Source organism: Herbaspirillum sp. GW103, from assembly GCF_000261365.1.
In the GTDB taxonomy this organism is placed as follows: Bacteria; Pseudomonadota; Gammaproteobacteria; order Burkholderiales; family Burkholderiaceae_D; genus Herbaspirillum.
In genome coordinates this window covers 173,740-194,387 of sequence record NZ_AJVC01000004.1, presented here as the reverse complement: position 1 = coordinate 194,387, position 20,648 = coordinate 173,740, and the positions used below count along the sequence as shown (strand labels likewise).

17 protein-coding genes are annotated in these 20,648 nt (G+C 63.5%); 12 read left to right on the top strand and 5 right to left on the bottom strand.

Annotation, left to right across the window (positions count from 1 at the left end):
• Positions 1 to 85: 85 nt before the first annotated feature.
• Positions 86 to 1,741 carry an iron ABC transporter permease gene (locus tag GWL_RS13050; protein WP_008330897.1) on the top strand — a complete coding sequence of 552 codons (1,656 nt, stop codon included), beginning with the start codon at positions 86 to 88 and terminating at the stop codon, positions 1,739 to 1,741.
• A gap of 64 nt (positions 1,742 to 1,805) precedes the next feature.
• Positions 1,806 to 3,173: a glutathione-disulfide reductase gene (gene gorA / locus GWL_RS13045; protein WP_008330896.1), complete on the top strand. Its 1,368-nt coding sequence runs from the start codon at positions 1,806 to 1,808 to the stop codon at positions 3,171 to 3,173.
• A gap of 75 nt (positions 3,174 to 3,248) precedes the next feature.
• Here gorA and GWL_RS13040 read toward each other — a convergent pair whose 3' ends face one another.
• Positions 3,249 to 4,511: a phospholipase A gene (locus GWL_RS13040; RefSeq protein ID WP_034351147.1), complete on the bottom strand. Its 1,263-nt coding sequence runs from the start codon at positions 4,509 to 4,511 to the stop codon at positions 3,249 to 3,251.
• A 506-nt stretch (positions 4,512 to 5,017) separates the two neighbouring features.
• Here GWL_RS13040 and GWL_RS13035 point away from each other — a divergent pair.
• Positions 5,018 to 7,144 (top strand): bifunctional diguanylate cyclase/phosphodiesterase, encoded by a 2,127-nt coding sequence (locus GWL_RS13035; RefSeq protein WP_008330892.1) that lies wholly within the window; start codon positions 5,018 to 5,020, stop codon positions 7,142 to 7,144.
• Between the two features lie 197 nt (positions 7,145 to 7,341).
• Here GWL_RS13035 and GWL_RS13030 read toward each other — a convergent pair whose 3' ends face one another.
• The 3 genes from GWL_RS13030 to wrbA are packed head-to-tail and all read right to left on the bottom strand — an operon-like array spanning position 7,342 to position 9,831.
• A complete protein-coding gene (locus GWL_RS13030; RefSeq protein WP_034351144.1) occupies positions 7,342 to 8,748 on the bottom strand; it encodes an FAD-binding oxidoreductase in 1,407 nt (468 codons plus the stop codon).
• A gap of 52 nt (positions 8,749 to 8,800) precedes the next feature.
• The gene (locus tag GWL_RS13025) at positions 8,801 to 9,193 is read right to left on the bottom strand and encodes a DUF2069 domain-containing protein (RefSeq protein ID WP_008330879.1); all 393 of its coding nucleotides are present in this window, start codon (positions 9,191 to 9,193) and stop codon (positions 8,801 to 8,803) included.
• A complete protein-coding gene (gene wrbA / locus GWL_RS13020; RefSeq protein ID WP_008330878.1) occupies positions 9,190 to 9,831 on the bottom strand; it encodes an NAD(P)H:quinone oxidoreductase in 642 nt (213 codons plus the stop codon). Before wrbA ends, GWL_RS13025 begins: the two co-directional genes overlap by 4 nt.
• A gap of 276 nt (positions 9,832 to 10,107) precedes the next feature.
• Between wrbA and GWL_RS13015 the strand changes: the two genes are divergently transcribed.
• Positions 10,108 to 11,460: a YihY family inner membrane protein gene (locus GWL_RS13015; RefSeq protein WP_157174242.1), complete on the top strand. Its 1,353-nt coding sequence runs from the start codon at positions 10,108 to 10,110 to the stop codon at positions 11,458 to 11,460.
• Positions 11,461 to 11,516: 56 nt separating this feature from the next.
• On the opposite strand, the gene GWL_RS13010 is transcribed toward GWL_RS13015, so the two are convergent.
• Positions 11,517 to 11,837 carry a DUF962 domain-containing protein gene (locus tag GWL_RS13010; RefSeq protein WP_008330876.1) on the bottom strand — a complete coding sequence of 107 codons (321 nt, stop codon included), beginning with the start codon at positions 11,835 to 11,837 and terminating at the stop codon, positions 11,517 to 11,519.
• Between the two features lie 314 nt (positions 11,838 to 12,151).
• On the opposite strand from GWL_RS13010, the gene GWL_RS13005 reads away from it, so the two are divergent.
• The 8 genes from GWL_RS13005 to leuB all read left to right on the top strand — a co-directional run bounded on the left by GWL_RS13005 (position 12,152) and on the right by leuB (position 20,589).
• A complete protein-coding gene (locus tag GWL_RS13005) occupies positions 12,152 to 12,613 on the top strand; it encodes a CBS domain-containing protein (protein ID WP_008330875.1) in 462 nt (153 codons plus the stop codon).
• 170 nt (positions 12,614 to 12,783) lie between these two features.
• A complete protein-coding gene (locus GWL_RS13000; protein WP_008330874.1) occupies positions 12,784 to 14,673 on the top strand; it encodes an MFS transporter in 1,890 nt (629 codons plus the stop codon).
• Between the two features lie 96 nt (positions 14,674 to 14,769).
• A complete protein-coding gene (gene aroC, locus GWL_RS12995) occupies positions 14,770 to 15,858 on the top strand; it encodes a chorismate synthase (RefSeq protein ID WP_008330873.1) in 1,089 nt (362 codons plus the stop codon).
• A 174-nt stretch (positions 15,859 to 16,032) separates the two neighbouring features.
• Positions 16,033 to 16,854: a M48 family metallopeptidase gene (locus GWL_RS12990; protein WP_008330872.1), complete on the top strand. Its 822-nt coding sequence runs from the start codon at positions 16,033 to 16,035 to the stop codon at positions 16,852 to 16,854.
• Positions 16,855 to 17,088: 234 nt separating this feature from the next.
• On the top strand, positions 17,089 to 18,489 hold the full coding sequence (gene leuC / locus GWL_RS12985; protein ID WP_008330870.1) for a 3-isopropylmalate dehydratase large subunit: 1,401 nt from the start codon (positions 17,089 to 17,091) through the stop codon (positions 18,487 to 18,489).
• A gap of 36 nt (positions 18,490 to 18,525) precedes the next feature.
• Complete coding sequence (locus GWL_RS12980; protein ID WP_008330868.1) at positions 18,526 to 18,657, top strand: entericidin A/B family lipoprotein; 132 nt, start codon at positions 18,526 to 18,528, stop codon at positions 18,655 to 18,657.
• Between the two features lie 121 nt (positions 18,658 to 18,778).
• On the top strand, positions 18,779 to 19,426 hold the full coding sequence (gene leuD, locus GWL_RS12975) for a 3-isopropylmalate dehydratase small subunit (protein ID WP_008330867.1): 648 nt from the start codon (positions 18,779 to 18,781) through the stop codon (positions 19,424 to 19,426).
• Between the two features lie 92 nt (positions 19,427 to 19,518).
• A complete protein-coding gene (gene leuB / locus GWL_RS12970; protein WP_008330866.1) occupies positions 19,519 to 20,589 on the top strand; it encodes a 3-isopropylmalate dehydrogenase in 1,071 nt (356 codons plus the stop codon).
• The last annotated feature ends 59 nt before the right edge of the window (positions 20,590 to 20,648 follow it).

Genomic DNA, 20,648 nt, shown 5'->3' with positions numbered 1-20,648 from the left:
AATTCGCGTTTGTCTCGGAGTGCGCAGTGTAGCGCATGGACCGCAGACTTCTCCTGGCAATTCTTTCTTCTGGCCGCTTTTCGCTATGCACATCATCGGTTTGCTCGCTGTCCTGATCGCCTTGCCGCTCTTCGGCATCCTCGCTGCCTGGTTCGGTCTGGATGCGGCCGGCATCGACAATCTGCGCCAGCAGATGCAGACCGTGCTGCCCGGCTACCTGGCCACCTCAGGTTGGCTGGCGCTGATGGTGCCGCTGGGGGTGGTCATCGTCGGTGGGGCGGCTGCGGTGACGGTGAGTCTGTTCGAGTTTCGCGGACGGCAGGCGCTGTCCTGGGCCTTGCTCTTGCCGATGGCCATGCCGGCCTACGTTTCGGCTTACGCCTATACCGATTTCCTGCAATACGCGGGCGCGGTGCAGAGCACGCTGCGCGGCTGGTTCCCGGGCTGGCGCATGGACGTGCGTGGCTTGCCGGGGGCGGTGTGCATGTTCGTCTTCACGCTCTATCCCTACGCTTACCTGCTGGCGCGCAATGCACTGTCCGAGCGCGGCATGCAGCTGATGGAAGCGGCGCGCATGCTGGGTACGCCCCTGTCCGAACGCATCCGTCGCGTGGCCTTGCCGCTGGCGCGTCCGGCACTGGCGGCCGGGGCGGCGCTGGCGCTGATGGAGACGCTGGCCGATTACGGTGTCTCGGCCTACTTCGGATTGACCACCTTCACCACCGGCATCTACAAGGCCTGGGTGGTGCTGGATGACCGCATCGCTGCGGCCCAGTATGCCTCGCTGCTGCTGCTCTTCGTGGCGGTGCTGCTGTGGCTGGAGCGGCGCGAGCAGGGGCGCATGCGCTTTGCGGCCACACGTGGCGGGCGCGGCGCGGAGGGTGCCGAGGCGCAGCTGCCGCAGTTGTCACGCCCGCATACGCTGATCGCATGGGCGGTGTGCGGCCTGCCGGTGCTGCTGGGTTTCGTGCTGCCGGTGGCGATCCTGTTGCAGTTGTGGGCCGGGCAGTGGGGCCGTCCTGATGCGGCCATGCCCGCCTTCGATCTGACCCGCTATGGCGGCTGGGTCTGGAACAGTTTCCGCTTCGGCGGCATGGCCGCAGCGGCGGCCATCCTGCTGGCGCTGGGCCTGTGCTTCGCGCTGCGCCGCGCGCACCTGCCGCCTGTGCAGGGTGCCGTGCTGCGGCTGACCGCTCGGCTGGCGGGGATGGGCTATGCCATTCCCGGCTCGGTCATCGCGGTCGGCATCCTGCTGCCGGTGGCCTGGTTGCAGGCACTGTGGCCGACGGCGGGCCTGGGTGTGCTGCTCACGGCCAGCTCGCTGGGCGTGATCTACGCGTATCTGGTACGCTTCACGGCGGTTGCGGTGCAGTCGGTGGAGTCCGGCTACACGCGCATTCCGGCCAGCCTCGATGAAGCGGCGCGCACGCTCGGCAGTTCGCGCGCGGTGATTGCCTGGCGCCTGCACATGCCGTTGCTGTGGCGCTCGCTGGCGGTGGCGGCGCTGATGGTGTTCGTCGATGTGGTCAAGGAATTGCCGGCCACCTTGCTGTTGCGGCCCTTCGATACCGATACCCTGGCCGTGATCGCGCACAACCTGGCGCGCGACGAGCGTCTGGGCGAGGCGGCGCTGCCCGCCTTGTCCATCGTGCTGGTGGGACTGGCGCCGGTGCTGCTGGTGATGCGGGCGCTCGATGGCCGGCGCCGTGCGGGCTTGCAAAGCGCGCTTCCGCCCGCATAACGCAAAGATGCAAAGACCAAAAAAGGGCGTAGCCAGGGGGCTGCGGCCACTCTCTGGAGAAACCATGAGCCAATACGATTACGACCTCTTCACCATCGGCGGCGGTTCCGGCGGCGTGCGCGCGGCGCGCTTCGCCGGTCAGGCCGGGGCCCGCGTGGGCCTGGCCGAGAAGGGCGATCTGGGCGGCACCTGCGTCAACGTCGGCTGCATTCCCAAGAAGCTGATGTCCTACAGCGCCCATTTCCACGAGGATTTCGCCGATGCCGCCGGTTACGGCTGGACCTTGCACGGCCAGCCCACCTTCGACTGGTCGGCCCTGATCGCCAACAAGGACCGCGAGATCGCCCATCTCAACGATATCTACCAGCGCCTGCTCGACGGTGCCAACGTGAGCCTGCATCGCGGCTTTGCCACGGTGGAGGATGCGCACACCGTCAGCGTCGAGGGCAAGCGCTTCACTGCCCGCCACATCCTGGTGGCCACCGGCGGCCATCCCGACAAGCCGCAGATTCCGGGCAGCGAGCTGGGCATCACCTCAGATGATTTCTTCCACCTCAAGGGCCTGCCGAAACGCGCGGTGGTGCTGGGCGGTGGCTATATCGCAGTGGAGCTGGCATCCATCCTGAATGGTCTGGGCACCGAGGTCACGCTGGTCTATCGCCGCGAACGCCTGCTGCGCAACATGGATGCGGACCTGGGTATCCACCTGGCCGATGAAATGGCCAAGAAGGGTATCCGCCTGGTCTTCGATGCCAGCATCGCCGCCATCGAAGCACCCCATGCGGGTGAGGACAGCGTCAAGCAGGTGCGCCTGACCAACGGCGAGACCCTGGCCGCCGAGTGCGTGCTCTTTGCCACCGGACGCACACCCAATACGCGCGGGCTGGGGCTGGAGAAGGCCGGTGTCACGCTCAAGGACAATGGCGCCGTGGTGGTCAATGAGCAATTCGAGAGCAGCGTCGCCTCGATCCTGGCCGTGGGCGACGTGATCGATCGCGTGGCCCTGACGCCGGTCGCCCTGGCCGAGGCGATGGTGGTGGTGGCGCGTCTGTTCGGCAAGGGCGAACGGGTCATGTCCTATCGCAACATTCCGACAGCAGTCTTCAGTCATCCCAATGTGGGCACCGTGGGACTGACCGAAGAACAGGCGCGTCGCGAGCATGGTGAAGTAAAAATCTTCAGAACGGACTTCAAGCCGCTCAAGAACACCCTCTCGCGCAATACCGAACGCACCTTCATGAAGCTTGTGGTCGATTCCAGGACCGACCGGGTACTCGGCGTCCACATGGTCGGCAGCGATGCCGGCGAAGTGATCCAGGGCTTTGCGGTAGCCCTGCAATGCGGCGCTACCAAGGCGCAGTTCGACAGCACCATCGGCATCCATCCGACCTCGGCCGAGGAGTTCGTGACCATGCGCACACCCGTGGCCTGAGTCCGCCATCGTCGCGCAGAGCAAAAAGGGGATGCAGCCGCATCCCCTTTTTGCATCAGGCCCGATATGCAGGGCTCATCGCCATAGCGCATAGCCGATGCGCAGTTGCGGATGGTCCTTCTGGTTGTAGGTCAGCAGGCTCTCGCCATAGCCGTAGAAGTAGCTGGCCATGAGGTAGCCGGCGGTGCCCGGCAGCAGACGCGAGAGCGGGTAGGTGAGCTGGGTTTCGGCGCTGTACTTGCCACCGAGCTTGCCCTTGCGCAGCGTGGTCGCCACTTCCATTCCATCGGGTTTGCCATAGGCCAGTTTCAGGTCCAGGTGGCCGCGATAGTCGGCGATGTCGGGATTGTCGCGGGTGGGGCCGAGATAGGCATAGACCTTGGGCGCGACCTTGAAGTGATAGTCGTTCAGATTGCCGAAGTTGAAGGTCGGCTCGACGAAATAGGTGTTGATGCTGCGCGAGGCGGTACCGTCGCGGCCATTGGATTCGTGCTCCAGGCCGGTGGCGATGCCGATACGGCTGAAGACGCCGTTCTGGATGCCCACGTCGGGCAGGTAGTAATACAGGCTCGGACGATAGCTGGTATCGCGGAAGGGCGCCGAGGGCGCCGACAGGTCCCATAGCGAGAATTGCGTATAGCCCAGATAGAGATTGTCGAGCAGGCTGCGCGAGCGCGGATCGTCCGGTACGAACACGCGGAACTTGAAACTGAGCTGGAAGCGGGCATTGGTGTCGCCATTGTTGTGGCCCACCGTGAAATACATCGGCTCATTGAAGGACAGCCGACGATTGTTGGAGAGGATGTCTTCGGCCGCCGGGGCGCTGTCGGTGGGCGAGGCATTGGCGCCGGGTGTGAGTACCGTGGCCGAGGGCGCCACCGGTGCCACCTTGCTGGTCGAATCGGCCAGCGGCGTGTTGATCAGGTCGGGCGATTCCGGCAGGGGGCCCAGCGAGGCATCCGGACGTACCACCGCCACCAGCACCGGCGAGGCATCGATGCCGATGGGCTCGATGCGCACCATGCCGCGCAGGCGGCGCGGCAGCTCGCCGCGATACCGTACCTTGCGGAATTGCCCTTGTTTGAGGGTCAGGCTGTCCTCGCCATCGACGCGCCGCAGGGCGATCTGCTGCGGCGGAATCATGTCGGCCGAGGCCGCCACCAGCAGCGTGGCGGGCAACTGGTAAGTGCGTTCGGCCTGCTCATCCTCGGCGACCAGCAGGGTCAGTTCCAGCGGCTTGCTGGCGTCGATACGCTTGGGCGGCTGCACCATCGAGATGCCGGCCTGCGCTGGCGCAGCCAGCCACCAGGGCGCGGCCAGACCGCACAGGGCCAGCATCACGCGGCGCGACAGGCGATTGCGCACTGGCAGACACTCTTTTTCCGGGCGCGGGCGAGATTGGGATAAGCTGAGCATATTGTCCTTGTTGTCAGTTTGTTGTGTTTTGGTGACTTTTTGTTTTGTTGCAGATTGTCCTGTGGCGTGCTGCGCCTGCCAGGCTGCAATGCGCGCACTGCCGTGTGAACAGATCGATGGCATTGCATAAAGTTGCCATTTCAGCGTCATCTTCTGCGCATGGGATGCCCGGCATGCGCGCAATAAGGGACGGACGATCATTCCGGGTTGCACACGGTCGATGACTGTTGCCGGTTTGCCTCGTCCAGGAGACGATTGTTCACCTGAAAATGGCAACATGACAACGGGTATTTCCTGATTGTGTGACAATGCGGCGCCTTCTAAGCTTCATGGCAAGTCGTTCATGTTGCCAAGCTGTCTGCCTTTTTGCCTTTTTCCTTTTGGCGACGTTTGCTCAATTGATGTCCTGATACGCACTACCCATCGACATGCTCATCGCTACCTACGACAAGCTGCTGGTTGTCGTCTCGCTGCTGGTTGCCATCCTCGCCTCCTATACGGCGCTGGATATGGCCGAGCGCATCAATACCACCAGCCATCAGCATTCGCGCGCGGCGCGCTTCTGGCTCGCCGGCGGGGCGGTGGCCATGGGCGTCGGCATCTGGTCGATGCACTTCATCGGCATGCTGGCCTTCCGCTTGCCCATTGCGCTGGGCTATGACGCCTGGATCACGCTGCTCTCGCTGTTCATCGCCGTGGCCACCTCCGGCTTTGCGCTGTGGATCGTCACCCGCAGCGAGCTGCCGCTGCGGCGGCTTCTGGGCAGTGCGCTGCTCATGGGCATGGGCATTGCCGGCATGCACTACACCGGCATGGCGGCCATGCGCATGCAGCCCGGTATCGATTACGACCTGGGACTGTTCGCGGCCTCTATTCTGATCGCCGTGGCGGCGTCGGCGGCGGCGCTGTGGATCGCTTTCAGCCTGCGCAGGAATACGCCGCACGTGCGGGCGGCCCGTGCCGGTGCCTCGGTGGTGATGGGCGTGGCCATCGTCGGCATGCACTACACCGGCATGGCGGCCGCCACCTTCCCCATGGGTTCAGTGTGCATGTCCGCGCGCGAGGGCGTGGGCACGGGCTGGCTGGCGATCCTCATCATCGTGGTCACGCTGGCGGTGCTGACCATCGCCTTGCTGACCTCGGTGCTGGATGCACGGCTGGAGTCGCGCACCGCCAAGCTGGCGCGTTCCCTGGCCGAAGCCAATGAAGAACTGACGCAGATGGTGCTGCACGACCAACTGACCCGGCTGCCCAACCGCACCTTGCTGGAAGACCGGCTGACCCAGGCCATCAACAAGGCCGCGCGCAGCCGGGGACATTTCGCGCTGATGTTCATGGACCTGGATGGCTTCAAGGCCATCAACGATTCGCTCGGCCATCATGTGGGCGACCGCCTGCTGGTGGAGGTGGCGCAGCGTCTGACCGGGGCCATGCGCGCGCATGATACGGTGGCGCGCCTGGGCGGAGACGAATTCGTCATCCTGGTCGAACTGGGCCAGCCGGAAGACGCCATGCCGGTGGCCGAGAAGCTGGTGGAGGTGATCAACCTGCCGTTCCGCCTGGCCGAGCAGGATTTGCGCGTCTCGGCCAGCGTGGGCATTGCCATCTATCCGGAAGATGGCGCCACGCGCCACGACCTGGTCATCAATGCCGATGCCGCGATGTATCACACCAAGCGCGCCGGTCGCAACGGCTACAACTTCTTCGAACCTTCGATGAATGCCAATGCGCAGCACCAGTTGCAATGGCTGCAGGATTTGCGGGTGGCGCTCGAGCGCAAGCAGTTCCGGCTGGTCTACCAGCCCAAGTTCAGCCTGCCCGATGGCCCGGTGCTGGGCGCCGAGGCGCTGTTGCGCTGGCAGCATCCGCAGCGCGGACTGGTGGGGCCGGATGAATTCATCGGCCTGGCCGAGCGCTCCGGCCTCATCATCCCGATCGGCGCATGGGTGCTGGATGAAGCCTGTCGCCAGATGCACGAGTGGCTGGCCCTGGGTTACACGCACTGGAAGATCGCCGTCAACCTGTCGCCGGTGCAGTTTGCCGATCCGCATCTGCTGAAGGTGGTGTGCGCTGCGCTGGAGAAACACCAGCTGCCGCCTTCGAGCCTGACGCTGGAGGTGACCGAATCGACGGCCATGAGCAATACCGAGCAAAGCCTGCAGACGCTGCAGAAGATCGCCGACCTGGGCGTGGAGATTTCCATCGATGATTTCGGTACCGGCTATTCCAGCCTGCTGTACCTGAAGCGCCTGCCGGCCAATGAATTGAAGATCGATCGCGGTTTCGTGCGCGATCTCAGCGAAGGCACCGAGGATGCCGCCATTGTCTCGGCCATCGTCGCCCTGGGCCGCACACTGAACCTGCGTATCGTGGCCGAAGGCGTGGAGACCGAGCGCCAGCAGCAGTTCCTGCATGAGGCCGGATGCGACGCCCTGCAGGGCTATCTGCTGGGACGACCGATGGCGCCGGACCTGTTCTTGCAGACCATGCGCGAGCAGACCCAGGACCAGACGAGGCTGCCCACGGAGCACGCGCAGCACAAGACGGCGGCCTGAATTCACAAATTGGCCGTGGCATCGCCTGCTATTCCTCGGATTGGAAAAGCGAGCTTGATGCAAAGATCACGACATGGGGAAACGCAAGGCAGGCCAGCGTTTCAGGCAGGCTCCTGAGGGGGAGGTTGGGGCGGACGGCTAGTAGTGGCGTCCGTCCCTTTTTGTTGTGCGTGCCTGACGAGTGCGTCAAACGGGCCTCACAGCACCTTGCCCGGATTCATCAGGTGCTGCGGGTCCAGCGCCTGCTTGATGGCGCGCATCAGGCGCAATTCCACCGGCGACTTGTAGCGCAGGATTTCCTCGCGCTTCAAGGCCCCCAATCCGTGCTCTGCCGAGATCGAGCCGCCGAAGCGGTCCACGCTGTCATGCACCACGCGGTTGATGTCGCCCTGGCGCGCCAGAAAGTCGGCATCGGCCACGCCCAGCGGCGGCGAGACGTTGTAGTGCAGGTTGCCATCGCCCAGGTGGCCGAAACTGACCATGCGGCAACCCGGCGCCGTCTCCTGCACCAGGGCGTCGGTCACTTCCATGAAGTCGGCGATGCGCGAGATCGGCACCGAGATGTCGTGCTTGATGTTCTTGCCTTCATGCGCCTGCGCCATCGAGATGCTTTCGCGCAGTCGCCACAGCGCCCGGGATTGCGCCAGCGAGGCGGCGATCACGGCATCGTCGACCAGCCCCTCGTCGAGGGCCTCGCCGATCAGGGTTTCGAAGAGGGTGCGGGCGTGTTCTTCGGATTCGTTGTCCGACAGTTCCAGCAGGACGTATTGCGGATGCGCCTGCGCAAAGGGCAGGCGCTGCTCGGGGAAATGCTTGCAGACCAGCTGCAGGCAGAAGTGCGACATCAGTTCGAAACCGGTGAGCGCCGAGCCGCAACGCGCTTGCGCCCGCTGCAACAGCTGCAAGGCCTGCGCCGGGGTCTGCAGCGCCACCAGGGCAGTCAATTGCGCGCGCGGTTGCGGGAACAATTTGAGCACGGCAGCGGTGATGATGCCCAGCGTACCTTCGGCGCCGATGAAGAGGTCGCGCAGGTCGTAGCCGGTATTGTCCTTGCGCAGGCCCTTGAGGCTGCTCATGACTTCGCCCGCGGCCGTGACCACTTCCAGCCCCAGGCACAGTTCGCGCGTGTTGCCATAGCGCAGCACGCCGGTGCCGCCGGCATTGGTGGAGAGATTGCCGCCGATGGTGCAACTGCCTTCGGCCGCCAGCGACAGCGGGAACAGACGCTGCACCGCCGCCGCCTGCTCCTGCAGGTGTTGCAGCACGCAACCGGCTTCCACCGTCATCGTATTGTTGACCGGGTCGACCGCGCGGATGCGGTTCAGGCGGCGCAGCGACAGCACCACGGCATTGCCCTGCTGGTCGGGCACGCTGCCCAGCACCAGGCCGGTATTGCCGCCTTGCGGCACCAGCGGCACGGCGTGGCGGGCGCACAGCTGCACCAGCGCCGCCACTTCGGCGCTATCGGCCGGACGCAACACGGCCAGGGCGCGCCCGGTGTAGCGGCCGCGCTGATCGGTCAGGTAGCCGGCGGTGTCGGCAGCATCGGTGAGGACATGAGCGGCGCCGATGGCGGCCCGGCAGGCATCGAGGAATTCAGTCATGAAAGCGGCGCGCGCCACCTTGAGTGGCGCGCCTTGGTCGGGACAGAGGAGCTTACTGGGAGGCTTTCTGGATCGCCTGGCGGGCGATTTCCTTGGCGGCCTTCTTGAACGGATGCAGATAGGCCAGCGCGCAGAAGAAATACAGCGTCGTCAGCGCCACTTCCACCCAGGCCAGCATGGCCGAGGTGTGCACGCTGTCGCTGGTGGCGCGTACCAGGCCTTCGGCCAGGTAGACCAGGATCAGCATGGAGGACCATTGCAGCGTGTAGACATCGCGTTTCAAGACCCCGCGCAGCGGCAGCAGCAGCGGCAATACCTTCAACACCATCCATGAGCCGCCCGGTCGCAGCGGCGCCAGCACCAGTTCCCACGCCAGGCAGAGCAGGATCAGGGCGATCAGGCCGGAGCTGGCTCCGAGATGGAAGTAGCGCGCATGGCTGTTCATGATGGTCTCCGTAATTTGATGGCGTTTTCTGCCAGCCGTTTGCCCAGCGCGATGGCCAGAGAGCGCGAGTCGTCCGACAGCGGCTGGTTGCCGTTGACGCCCGCCCAGTGGCTGGCGCCGTAAGGCGTGCCGCCGCTGGAAGTGTTCATCAGTTCGGGATGCGAATAGGGCAGGCCCACGATGAGCATGCCATGGTGCAGCAGCGGCAGCATCATGCTCAAGAGCGTCGATTCCTGGCCGCCATGCAGGCTGCCGGTAGAAGTGAAGACGCAGGCCGGCTTGCCCGCCAGGGTGCCGGAGAGCCATTGCGGCGAGGTGCCGTCCCAGAAATACTTCATGGCGGAGGCCATGTTGCCAAAGCGCGTGGGCGAGCCCAGGGCCAGGCCGTCGCACTCGGCCAGGTCGGTGGCTTCCACGTAGGGCGCGCCGGATGCAGGGACGTCCGGTTCCACCGCCTCGGTGACGGTGGAGACCGCCGGCACGGTGCGCAGGCGGGCGTCGCAGCCGGGCACGCTTTCCACACCCTGGGCGATCAGCTCGGCCAGCTTGCGGGTGGCGCCATGGCGCGAATAGTAGAGCACCAGAATGGTGGCGTTGGAAGAAGCGTTCACGGCAATCGCAGTCGGGGAGGTGGTCATGTGACTTATTATATTTCCGTTCTTTTGTACCCAGACAGCAGGAAAAGGCAGTGTAGATCAGCTTTTTCTTCATCTGTACTTCATCTACACCAAGGGGAAGCAGAAACTTTCTTCCCCCTGTGCGTTTTTGCGGGATTTTGCCGCCCGCTTGGGCGATAATCGCCAAACTTGCCGTCATGCGGCGTGATTCAACCCCGATGGGGCGGCGCATCTGCTGATGTGGCGTTCCCCGCTGAAGTCGAACGGATGTCTTCTTTGCGTTTTTCCTTGTCCCGTATGCGTGGTCTGACCCGTGAGCAGTTGAGCGACCTGTTGCGCTTCGCCGGCCGGCGATGGCGCGAGGACCGCCTGCCGCAAGTGGCCGGCAGCCTGACCTTTACCACCATCCTCTCGCTGGTGCCGATGCTGACCATCGCGCTGGCGCTGTTTACGGCCTTCCCGCTGTTCTCGACCTTCCGTGCCTCGCTGGAAGCCTATTTCGTCGACAATCTCATGCCCAAGGGCGTAGCCAACACCATTCTCGGCTACCTGAACCAGTTCGCCGCCAAGTCGGCGCGCATCTCGGCCGTGGGCGGGGTGCTGCTGATCCTGACGTCGGTCTTGACCATGTCCACCATCGAGAGCGTGTTCAACCAGATCTGGCGCGTCAAGAAGTCGCGTCCGCTGGTACAGCGGGTGCTGGTGTACTGGGCCATCATCACGCTGGGGCCGTTGCTGATCGGGGTTTCCATCAGCGTGACCTCGTATCTTTCAAGCGCCACCGGCGGCGCCGTCAGAAGCCTGCCGTGGCTGGGGGCGAGCTTCTATACCCTGGTCTCGCTGATGTTCTCCACGCTGGCCTACACGCTGCTCTACAGCACCGTGCCCAACCAGACCGTGGACTGGCGCGATGCGGCCGCCGGCGGCCTGTTGGCCGGTATCGGCCTGGAAATCGCCAAGCGGCTCTTCGCCGCCTACATCCTGCAGTTCCCGACCTACACCATGGTCTATGGCACGGTGGCGGTGCTGCCGATCTTCCTGGTGTGGATCTACATGATGTGGATGATCACCCTCTTCGGTGCACTGCTCACGGCAGCATTGCCAGTGGTGCGTTATGAGCGCTGGTGGCACGTGCCCTCACCGGGCGCGGAATTCATCGATGCGGTCAAGGTCCTGAAATTCCTGCATGCGGCGCGGGTGGGCGTGGAGTCCGCCGTGGTCAGCATGGATGAGGTGCGCCGCGCCACCAGGCTGGGCCTGGGCGAGCTGCAGCAACTCCTGTCCCGCATGAGCGAAGAGGGCTGGGTGGCTTCGGTCAAGCCCGATGCGGACAGCCGCAACCGTCGCGGCTGGAACCGCCGCATTACCGATGACATGGACCGCTGGACGCTGGTGGCCAATCCCGGCACCATCCAGCTGGCGCGGGTGTATCGCCTGTTCGTGTTCGACCCGGCGGTACTGGCCCAGGCCGGTGAGGAAGAAGCCCTGGTGAGCCGGGTGGAAGAAGCCATCAATACCGTGCTGGGGCAATCGCTGCAACAGTATTGCCAGGCTGGCCGGGAGGCCGAGCAGGAGGTCGCGGCGACCGTGGCCGCCATGCCCCACGCAGCCGTACCGCTGGAAGCGCGGCGGCGCCTGTGGGAAAGATGAGGCGACCCGAGACCAGCCCCCCGGATCGGCCGATGTTGGCTCTGATATGAAGTTTTCTAAAACGAGACTTGTCCGGTCAGCATTTGCCAGTACATCACCCAATCCCCCATGAAGGAATAGACCGGATGACGGAAGGTGGCCGGCTGGTTCTTCTCCACCATGAAATGCCCGACCCAGGCAAAACCGTAGCCGCAGAACAGTGCCACCGCCAGCCACCACCACTGATGCGTGATCAGCAGCAGCAACAGGCTCAGCAGCGCCAGCGTCGACCCGAGGAAATGCAGCTGCCGGTTGACCCGGTGCGCGTGCTCGCTCAGGTAGGTCGGATAGAACTCGCTGAAACTGGCGTAATGGCGTTCGGGCAGGGTGGCAGCCATGGTCTTCTCCGGAGAGTCCTGACCTCTCCAGATTAGTCAGCAGCGCGCTCGTTTGCAATCCTTGTGCTGAAGCAAGCTTCAGCTATTAAATGCAAATTCTGTATGGAAATACTGCGCAGCAGCGTCTTTGCGGGTTGCCCAAATGTCGCCCTTGCCCGTACCATGTGTTTTCCTTCCTGCAAAGCAGGCGTGGAGGAGGCATCCAGAGCGGCTGCGGTCAGGATCAGTTATCCTGTTGCCCCCATGAATTGGATTTTCCCGGCGTCATCGCCTACAGTCAAAACAGCTTCATATAACCAAACCAGGACGACATCATGAAAGTCTCTGAAATCCTCAAGGTCAAAGGCAACATCCTCTTCACCGTCACGCCGGATACCCCGATTCAGGAGGCCGTGGCCGCCATGGCCGAGAAAGACATCGGCTCGCTGGTCGTCATGGAATACGGCGACCTGGTCGGCATGCTGACCTTCCGCGAAGTGCTGCTGACGCTGCACAAGAACGGTGGCGAGCTGGGCGGTTCGACCGTGCGCAAGCACATGAACGATGCGCCCATCACCGTGACCCCCGATACCGACCTCAACGAAGTGCGCCGCATCATGCTGGAAAAACACGCGCGCTACGTGCCGGTGATGGAGGCGCGCACGGTGCTGGGCGTGATGTCCTTCTACGACGTGGCCAAGGCGGTGCTGGATGCGCAGGGCTTCGAGAACAAGATGCTCAAGGCCTACATCCGCGACTGGCCGGCCGAGGAAGAAGAGCGCGAAGGCAACAGCTGAGCCCCTGGTGTTGCTCCGGGAGTCCCCGCCTGCCCGGTGCAGGCGGCGCTGTCATGACCGTTCCTGCTGGAGCGGTTTTTTATTGTTCCGCGCTTCCTGCCCTTTGGTGTTGTTGTCAATCCTGTCTGATGCAGCGTAGGCTGCCCGCTTTCTCCCTCACCTGATTGCCCATGCAAAAGAACAGCCAGTTCACGCTTTTCACTCAACGGCGCTTCGCTCCCTTCTTCTGGACCCAGTTCCTCGGCGCCCTGAATGACAACGTGTTCAAGACGGCGCTGCTGACCATCCTCACCTATGACGCGCTGGCGTGGACGGACATGGATCCGGGCCTGCTCAACAACCTCATTCCGGGTTTGTTCATCCTGCCGTTCTTCCTGTTCTCGGCCACCTCCGGCCAGCTGGCCGACAAGCTGGAAAAGGGCAGGGTGGCGCGCTTCGTGAAGCTGCTCGAAATCGCCATCATGGGCATCGCCGCCTATGGCTGGATGACGCATCACCTGTGGCTGCTCATTGCCGCAGTGGTCGGCATGGGCATCCATTCCACTCTGTTCGGACCGGTGAAATACGCCTATTTGCCGCAGCAGTTGAGGCGCGAGGAACTGGTGGGCGGCAATGGTCTGATCGAGATGGGTACCTTCGTCGGCATCCTGCTGGGTGAAATCCTGGGCGCGGTGCTGGTGGTACACAAGCCCTGGGGCCTGCACCTGGTGGCCGGCATCACCATCGGCATTGCCGTGCTGGGCTGGCTGGCGAGCCTGCGCATTCCGCTCTCGCCGGCCCCCGTGCCGGAGTTGAAGGTGAACTGGAATCCCTTCACCGAGACCGTGCGCAACATCGGTTTTTCGCGCCGCAACCGGCCGGTGTTCCTGTCGCTCTTGGGCAATTCCTGGTTCTGGTTCTATGGCGCCATCATGCTGGCGCAATTCCCGGTCTACGCGAAGAATTACCTGCATGGCGACCACAGTGTCTTCGTGCTGCTGCTGGCGGTGTTCTCGGTCGGTATCGGCGTCGGTTCGCTGCTGTGTGAGCGGCTCTCCGGCCACAAGGTGGAAATCGGGCTGGTGCCGTTCGGCTCGATTGGCTTGTCGGTGTTCGGGCTGGAGCTGTATTTCGCCAGTCAGGCTTACGTCACTCCAGCGGCCATGCTGGACCTGGGCGGCTTCCTGGCGCAGGGCGGCAGCTGGCGCATTCTGGTCGATTGCCTGGGCATCGGCCTGTTCGGCGGGCTCTACATCGTGCCGCTGTTTGCGCTCATCCAGACCCGCTGCGACCCGGCCCACGTCTCCCGCACCATCGCCGGGATGAACATCATGAACGCGCTCTTCATGGTGGTGTCGGCCCTGGTGGCGATGGTGTTGTTGAAGGCGGGGCTGACCATTCCGCAGATCTTCCTGGCCACGGCCATCATGAATGGCGTGGTGGCGGTCTACATCTTCTCGCTGGTGCCGGAATTCCTGATCCGCTTCCTGGCATGGATCCTGATCCATACCTTCTATCGCGTGCGCATCATCAACGGCCAGGCCATTCCTGAGGAGGGACCGGCGGTGCTGGTGTGCAACCACGTCAGCTACGTGGATGCGATTGCCATCATGGCGGCCAGCCCGCGCCCGGTACGCTTCGTGATGGATCACCAGATCTTCAGGATTCCGGTGATGTCCTGGCTGTTCCGCAACGTGCGGGCCATCCCGATTGCACCGGTCAAGGAAGACCCGTGGCTGACCGAAAAAGCCTTCGTCGATATCGCCCAGGCCCTGCATGAAGGGGAGCTGGTGTGCATCTTCCCGGAAGGCAAGCTGACCCGCGATGGCGAGATCAACCCCTTCAAGGGCGGCGTGCAGAAGATCATCGACCGCAGCCCGGTGCCGGTCTTGCCCATGGCCTTGCGCGGGCTGTGGGGCAGCCTGTTCTCGCGCGACCCCAGCAATCCGGTGGCGCGCACCTTCAAGCGCGGACTGTTCTCGCGCCTGGAACTGGCGGTGGGCGAGCCGATCGCGCCCGCAGCGGTCAGCCCGGAGGGCCTGCAGGAGCAGGTCAGGGTGCTGCGCGGCGACTGGAAATAAGCCTGCCGGGGCGAGCGCGCCGCCTGGCGCGGCTCGTCGGCAGCCCCCGAGGCTGGTAGAATCGCGGCTTCCCCCAATTTTTGCGCGAATTCCATCATGTCCGGCAATACCTTCGGCACGCTCTTCACCGTCACCACTTTCGGCGAATCCCACGGCCCGGCCATCGGCTGCGTGATCGATGGCTGCCCCCCGGGCATGACGCTCTCCGAAGCCGACATCCAGCCCGAACTGGATCGCCGCCGTCCCGGGACTTCGCGCCACGTGACCCAGCGCCAGGAGCCGGATACGGTGGAGATCCTCTCCGGCGTCTACGAAGGCAAGACCACCGGCACCCCGATTGCGCTCTTGATCCGCAACCAGGACCAGCGCAGCAAGGATTACGGCAACATCCTCGATACCTTCCGTCCCGGCCATGCCGACTACACCTACTGGCACAAGTACGGCATCCGCGATCCGCGCGGCGGCGGTCGTTCCTCGGCGCGCCTGACCGCTCCGGTAGTGGGTGCGGCGGCCATCGCCAAGAAGTGGCTGTTCGAGAAATATGGCACCACCTTCAAGGGCTGCATGAGCCAGCTGGGCGAGATCGCGATTCCCTTCGAATCCTGGGAACACGTGCCCAACAACCCCTTCTTCGCCGCCAACGCCAGCATCGTCGGGCGCCTGGAAGACTACATGGATGCCCTGCGCAAGGACGGCGACTCCATCGGCGCGCGCATCGACGTGGTGGCGCAGAACGTCCCGGTGGGACTGGGCGAGCCGCTGTACGACAAGCTCGATGCCGAGATCGCCTATGCGCTCATGGGCATCAATGCCGTCAAGGGCGTGGAGATCGGTGCCGGTTTCGCTTCGGTGGCGCAAAAGGGCTCCGAGCACGGTGATGCGCTGACCCCGCAAGGTTTCGTCGGCAACAATGCCGGCGGCATCCTGGGCGGCATCTCGACCGGTCAGGACATCACGGCCTCCATCGCCATCAAGCCGACCTCCAGCATTCGCACGCCGCGCCCGTCCATCGACAAGAACGGCCAGCCGATCTCGGTGGAAACCTTCGGTCGCCACGATCCTTGCGTGGGCATCCGTGCTACGCCCATTGCCGAAGCCATGCTGGCGCTGGTGTTGATGGATCACGCCCTGCGTCATCGCGCACAATGCGGCGATGTGAAGGTGGAGACCCCGGCCCTGCGCTGACAGGCCGGGCAGCCTTGCCAGCAAGCCGGCCATCGCGCATGCGGTCGCCGGTTTTTTCTTGTCTGAAACAATTTGCAAAGAGCCGGGTCGAAGCGGCTCAAGGCTGACTGGCGGCAGCACGCACGCCGGCAGACCGACCCCGGGATCAAGATCAATTATTCAATGGAGGCGGGCATGAAGCTCAACCCTATCGTCAAGAACAGCCTGTTGGCCGCAGCCCTGGTGGGCCTGGTGGCCTGCGAAACCGTACAGACCACCCAGGGCGGTGCCGTCGGCATCGACCGCAAGCAGCAGATGCTGGTGTCCTCGGCCGAGATGGAGGCCGCCTCCACCAAGGAATACGCCCAGGTACTGGCCGAAGCCAAGAGCAAGGGCCTGCTCAATCGCAATGCGGCCCAGGTGCGACGCGTGCGCGCCATTGCCAGTCGCCTGATCCCGCAGACTGGGGTGTTCCGCCCGGATGCCTTGAAGTGGAACTGGGAAGTCAACGTACTGAGCTCCGACGAGACCAATGCCTGGTGCATGCCCGGTGGCAAGATCGCGGTCTATACCGGCCTGATCGACAAGCTCAAGATCACCGACGATGAGCTGGCCGCCGTCATGGGCCACGAGATCGCCCACGCCCTGCGTGAACACGCGCGCGAGCGCGCTTCGCAGCAGGTGGTGGCCAATTCGGCCATCTCGATTGGCGCGGCGCTGCTGGGGCTGGGCGATGTCGGCAAGCAGGGCGGGCAATACCTCTACATGGGCCTGATGGGCTTGCCCAATTCGCGCGCCAATGAAACCGAGGCCGACCGCATCGGCGTGGAACTGGCTGCGCGCGGCGGCTATGACCCCAAGGCCGCCGTCACGCTGTGGCAGAAGATGGCCAGCCTGGGCGGCGACGAGCCGATGAAGTTCATGTCCACCCACCCCTCCAGCAGCGAGCGCATCGCCGACCTGACGGTCTACGCCCAGCGCGTGGAGCCGCTGTACCAGCAGACCCGCAAGCACTGATCCGGGCTGTCCTGCCTGGCGAGCCACCGGCATTTCTTCCAGCTCCGGAAGAAATGCCGGTTTTTTCATGGCTGCCGCACTTGCTGCGCTTTTTCTGCTGCTTTGCAGCATTATTCCCTGTTGTTGCGACGCGGCGGAAAACACGGCGGGGAGGTCAGACCTGTCGCTTTATGGCATAATCAAAAGCTATTTTTCCCGTTCAGCATCCCTTTTTCGATTCCGCCGGACCGCAACATGCTCAAGACGCTCTACGACAAACTCTGGGAGTCGCACGTCGTTCATACGGAAGATGACGGTACCGCCATCCTGTATATCGACCGCCACCTGCTCCATGAAGTGACCAGCCCGCAAGCCTTCGAAGGCCTCAAGCTAGCCGGTCGCCAACCCTGGCGGAACTCGGCCAACCTGATGGTGGCGGACCACAACGTCCCCACCACCGACCGCGCCCAAGGCATCGCCGACCCCATCTCGCGCCTGCAGGTCGAAACCCTGGATGGCAACGCAAAAGAATTCAGCCTGACGTACTTCGGCATGAACGACAAGCGTCAAGGCATCGTGCACGTGATCGGCCCCGAACAGGGCGCCACCTTGCCGGGCATGACGGTGGTCTGCGGTGATTCGCACACTTCCACCCACGGCGCGTTTGCCGCGCTGGCCCATGGCATCGGCACCTCCGAAGTCGAACACGTGCTGGCCACGCAGACCCTGCTGGCGCGCAAGTCCAAGGCCATGCTGGTGCAGGTCGATGGTGCGCTGCCCGCTGGCGTGACCGCCAAGGACATCGTGCTGGCCGTGATCGGCAAGATCGGTACCGCAGGCGGCACCGGCTACGCGATCGAATTCGCTGGCTCGACCATCCGCTCGCTGTCCATGGAAGGCCGCATGACGGTCTGCAACATGGCCATCGAAGCAGGCGCCCGTGCCGGCATGGTGGCCTTCGACGACACCACGCTGGAATACCTGAAGGGTCGTCCCTTCTCGCCCTCCGGCCCGCACTGGGAGCGCGCCGTCTCGTACTGGCGCACGCTGCATTCGGACCCGGGCTCCAAGTTCGACATGGTGGTGACCCTGAACGCCGCCGAGATCAAGCCGCAAGTCACCTGGGGCACTTCGCCCGAGATGGTGGTGGCGGTCGACGCCCGCGTCCCTGATCCCGACAAGGAAAAGGATCCGACCAAGCGCGACGGCATGGAAAAGGCGCTGGCCTACATGGCCTTGAAGCCCAATACCCCCATTGAAGATATCCGCATCGACAAGGTCTTCATCGGTTCCTGCACCAACTCCCGCATCGAAGACCTGCGCGAAGCCGCCAAGGTCGTGCGCGGCAAGTTCCGCGCCTCCAATGTCAAGCTGGCGATGGTGGTGCCGGGTTCCGGTCTGGTCAAGGAGCAGGCTGAACGTGAAGGCCTGGACAAGATCTTCCGCGATGCCGGTTTCGAATGGCGCGAACCGGGCTGCTCCATGTGCCTGGCCATGAATGCCGACCGCCTGGAACCGGGCGAGCGCTGCGCTTCGACCTCGAACCGCAATTTCGAAGGTCGTCAGGGTGCCGGTGGTCGTACCCACCTGGTGAGCCCGGCCATGGCAGCCGCAGCGGGCATTGCCGGTCATTTCGTGGATGTGCGTTCGCTGTAATCCCCTGCTTGTGTGAATCTTTTCGAGAGGACAAACATGAAAAAAATCTCCGCTCTGGTTCTGCTGGCCGTCACCCTGGGTGCGCTGGCCGGTTGCAATACCGTCAACGGTTTCGGCAAGGATGTCGAAAAGGTCGGCGAAAAGATGCAGGACGCCAGCAAGAAATAAGCAGAAATCAGCAGGATCAGACAGTGCAAGGCTGCGGCCAGCGTGCCGCAGCTTCAGTTTTTGAACAGGAAACAGGAAGGGTAGGGCAGAGCAATCGCCCCACCGACCCAAGGTCAAGCTCATGAATAAATTTATCGTGCATGAAGGACTGGTGGCGCCGCTGGATCGCGCCAACGTCGATACCGATGCGATCATCCCCAAGCAGTTCCTGAAGTCGATCAAGCGCAGCGGCTTCGGCCCCAACCTGTTCGACGAATGGCGTTACCTGGATCACGGCGAGCCGGGCATGGACAATTCCAAGCGCCCGCTGAACCCGGATTTCGTGCTCAACCAGGAGCGCTACCAGGGGTCGTCCATCCTGCTGTCGCGCAAGAACTTCGGCTGCGGCTCCTCGCGTGAACACGCGCCGTGGGCGCTGGACCAGTACGGCTTTCGCGCCGTGATCGCGCCCAGCTTCGCCGACATCTTCTTCAACAACTGCTACAAGAACGGTCTGCTGCCCATCGTCCTGAGCGAGCAGCAGGTCGATCACCTGTTCAATGAAGTCAAGGCCTTCCCCGGCTATCGCCTGGTCATCGACCTGGAAAAGCAGACCGTCAGCACCACCAATGGCAGTGCCGTCTATCCGTTCGAGATCAGCGAATTCCGCAAGTACTGCCTGTTGAACGGCTTCGACGACATTGGCCTGACCCTACGCAAAGCCGACACCATTCGTGCCTACGAAGAGAAACACCTGCACGAACAGCCCTGGCTGAGCAACACGATCTGAAGTGATCGTCGAGACAACAGCAAAGGGCGGTCAGATGGCCGCCCTTGTCGTTACTATTCCAAGAACGCTGGAAACACTGAGAAAGAGAAGCCATGAAGATTGCTATCCTGCCGGGTGACGGCATCGGTCCTGAAATCGTCGATGAAGCCGTCCGCGTGCTCAACGCCCTGGACGAGAAGTTCGAAATGGAAACCGCCCCCGTCGGCGGCGCCGGCTATGAAGCCCACGGCCACCCGCTGCCGGACGGTACCCTGAAGCTGGCCAAGGAAGCCGACGCCATTCTCTTCGGTGCGGTCGGCGACTGGAAGTATGACAAGCTGGAACGCGCCCTGCGCCCCGAGCAAGCCATCCTGGGCCTGCGCAAGCACCTGCAGCTGTTTGCCAACTTCCGCCCGGCGATCTGCTATCCGGAACTGACCGGCGCTTCTTCGCTGAAGCCCGAGCTGGTGGCCAACCTGGACATCCTGATCGTGCGTGAACTGAACGGCGACATCTATTTCGGCCAGCCGCGCGGCATGCGCGAGGCACCGGACGGCCCTTTCAAGGGCGCCCGTGAAGGTTTTGATACCATGCGCTATTCGGAACCGGAAATCCGCCGCATCGCCCACGTCGCCTTCCAGGCCGCCGCCAAGCGCGGCAAGCGCCTGTGCAGCGTGGACAAGGCCAACGTGCTGGAAACCTTCCAGTTCTGGAAGGACATCGTCACCGAAGTCGGCAAGGAGTACCCGGACGTCGAGCTGTCGCACATGTACGTGGACAACGCCGCCATGCAGCTGGTGAAAGCCCCGAAGAACTTCGACGTCATCGTCACCGGCAACATGTTCGGCGACATCCTCTCGGACGCGGCGGCGATGCTGACCGGTTCCATCGGCATGTTGCCCTCGGCCTCGCTGGATGCCAACAACAAGGGCCTGTATGAACCTTCACACGGTTCGGCACCCGACATCGCGGGCAAGGGCATCGCCAATCCGCTGGCGACCATCCTGTCGGCGGCGATGATGCTGCGCTTCTCCTTGAACCGTGCCGAACAGGCCGACCGCATCGAGAATGCAGTGAAGAAAGTGCTTGCGCAAGGTCTGCGCACCGCCGATATTTATGAAGAAGGCTGCACCAAGGTCAACACCCAGCAGATGGGGCAAGCCGTGGTCAAGGCCCTCGCCTGAGATCAACGTCGCCTGGCCGTGCCCCAAGCGGTGCGGCCGGGTGCTTGAAATGCCGGATG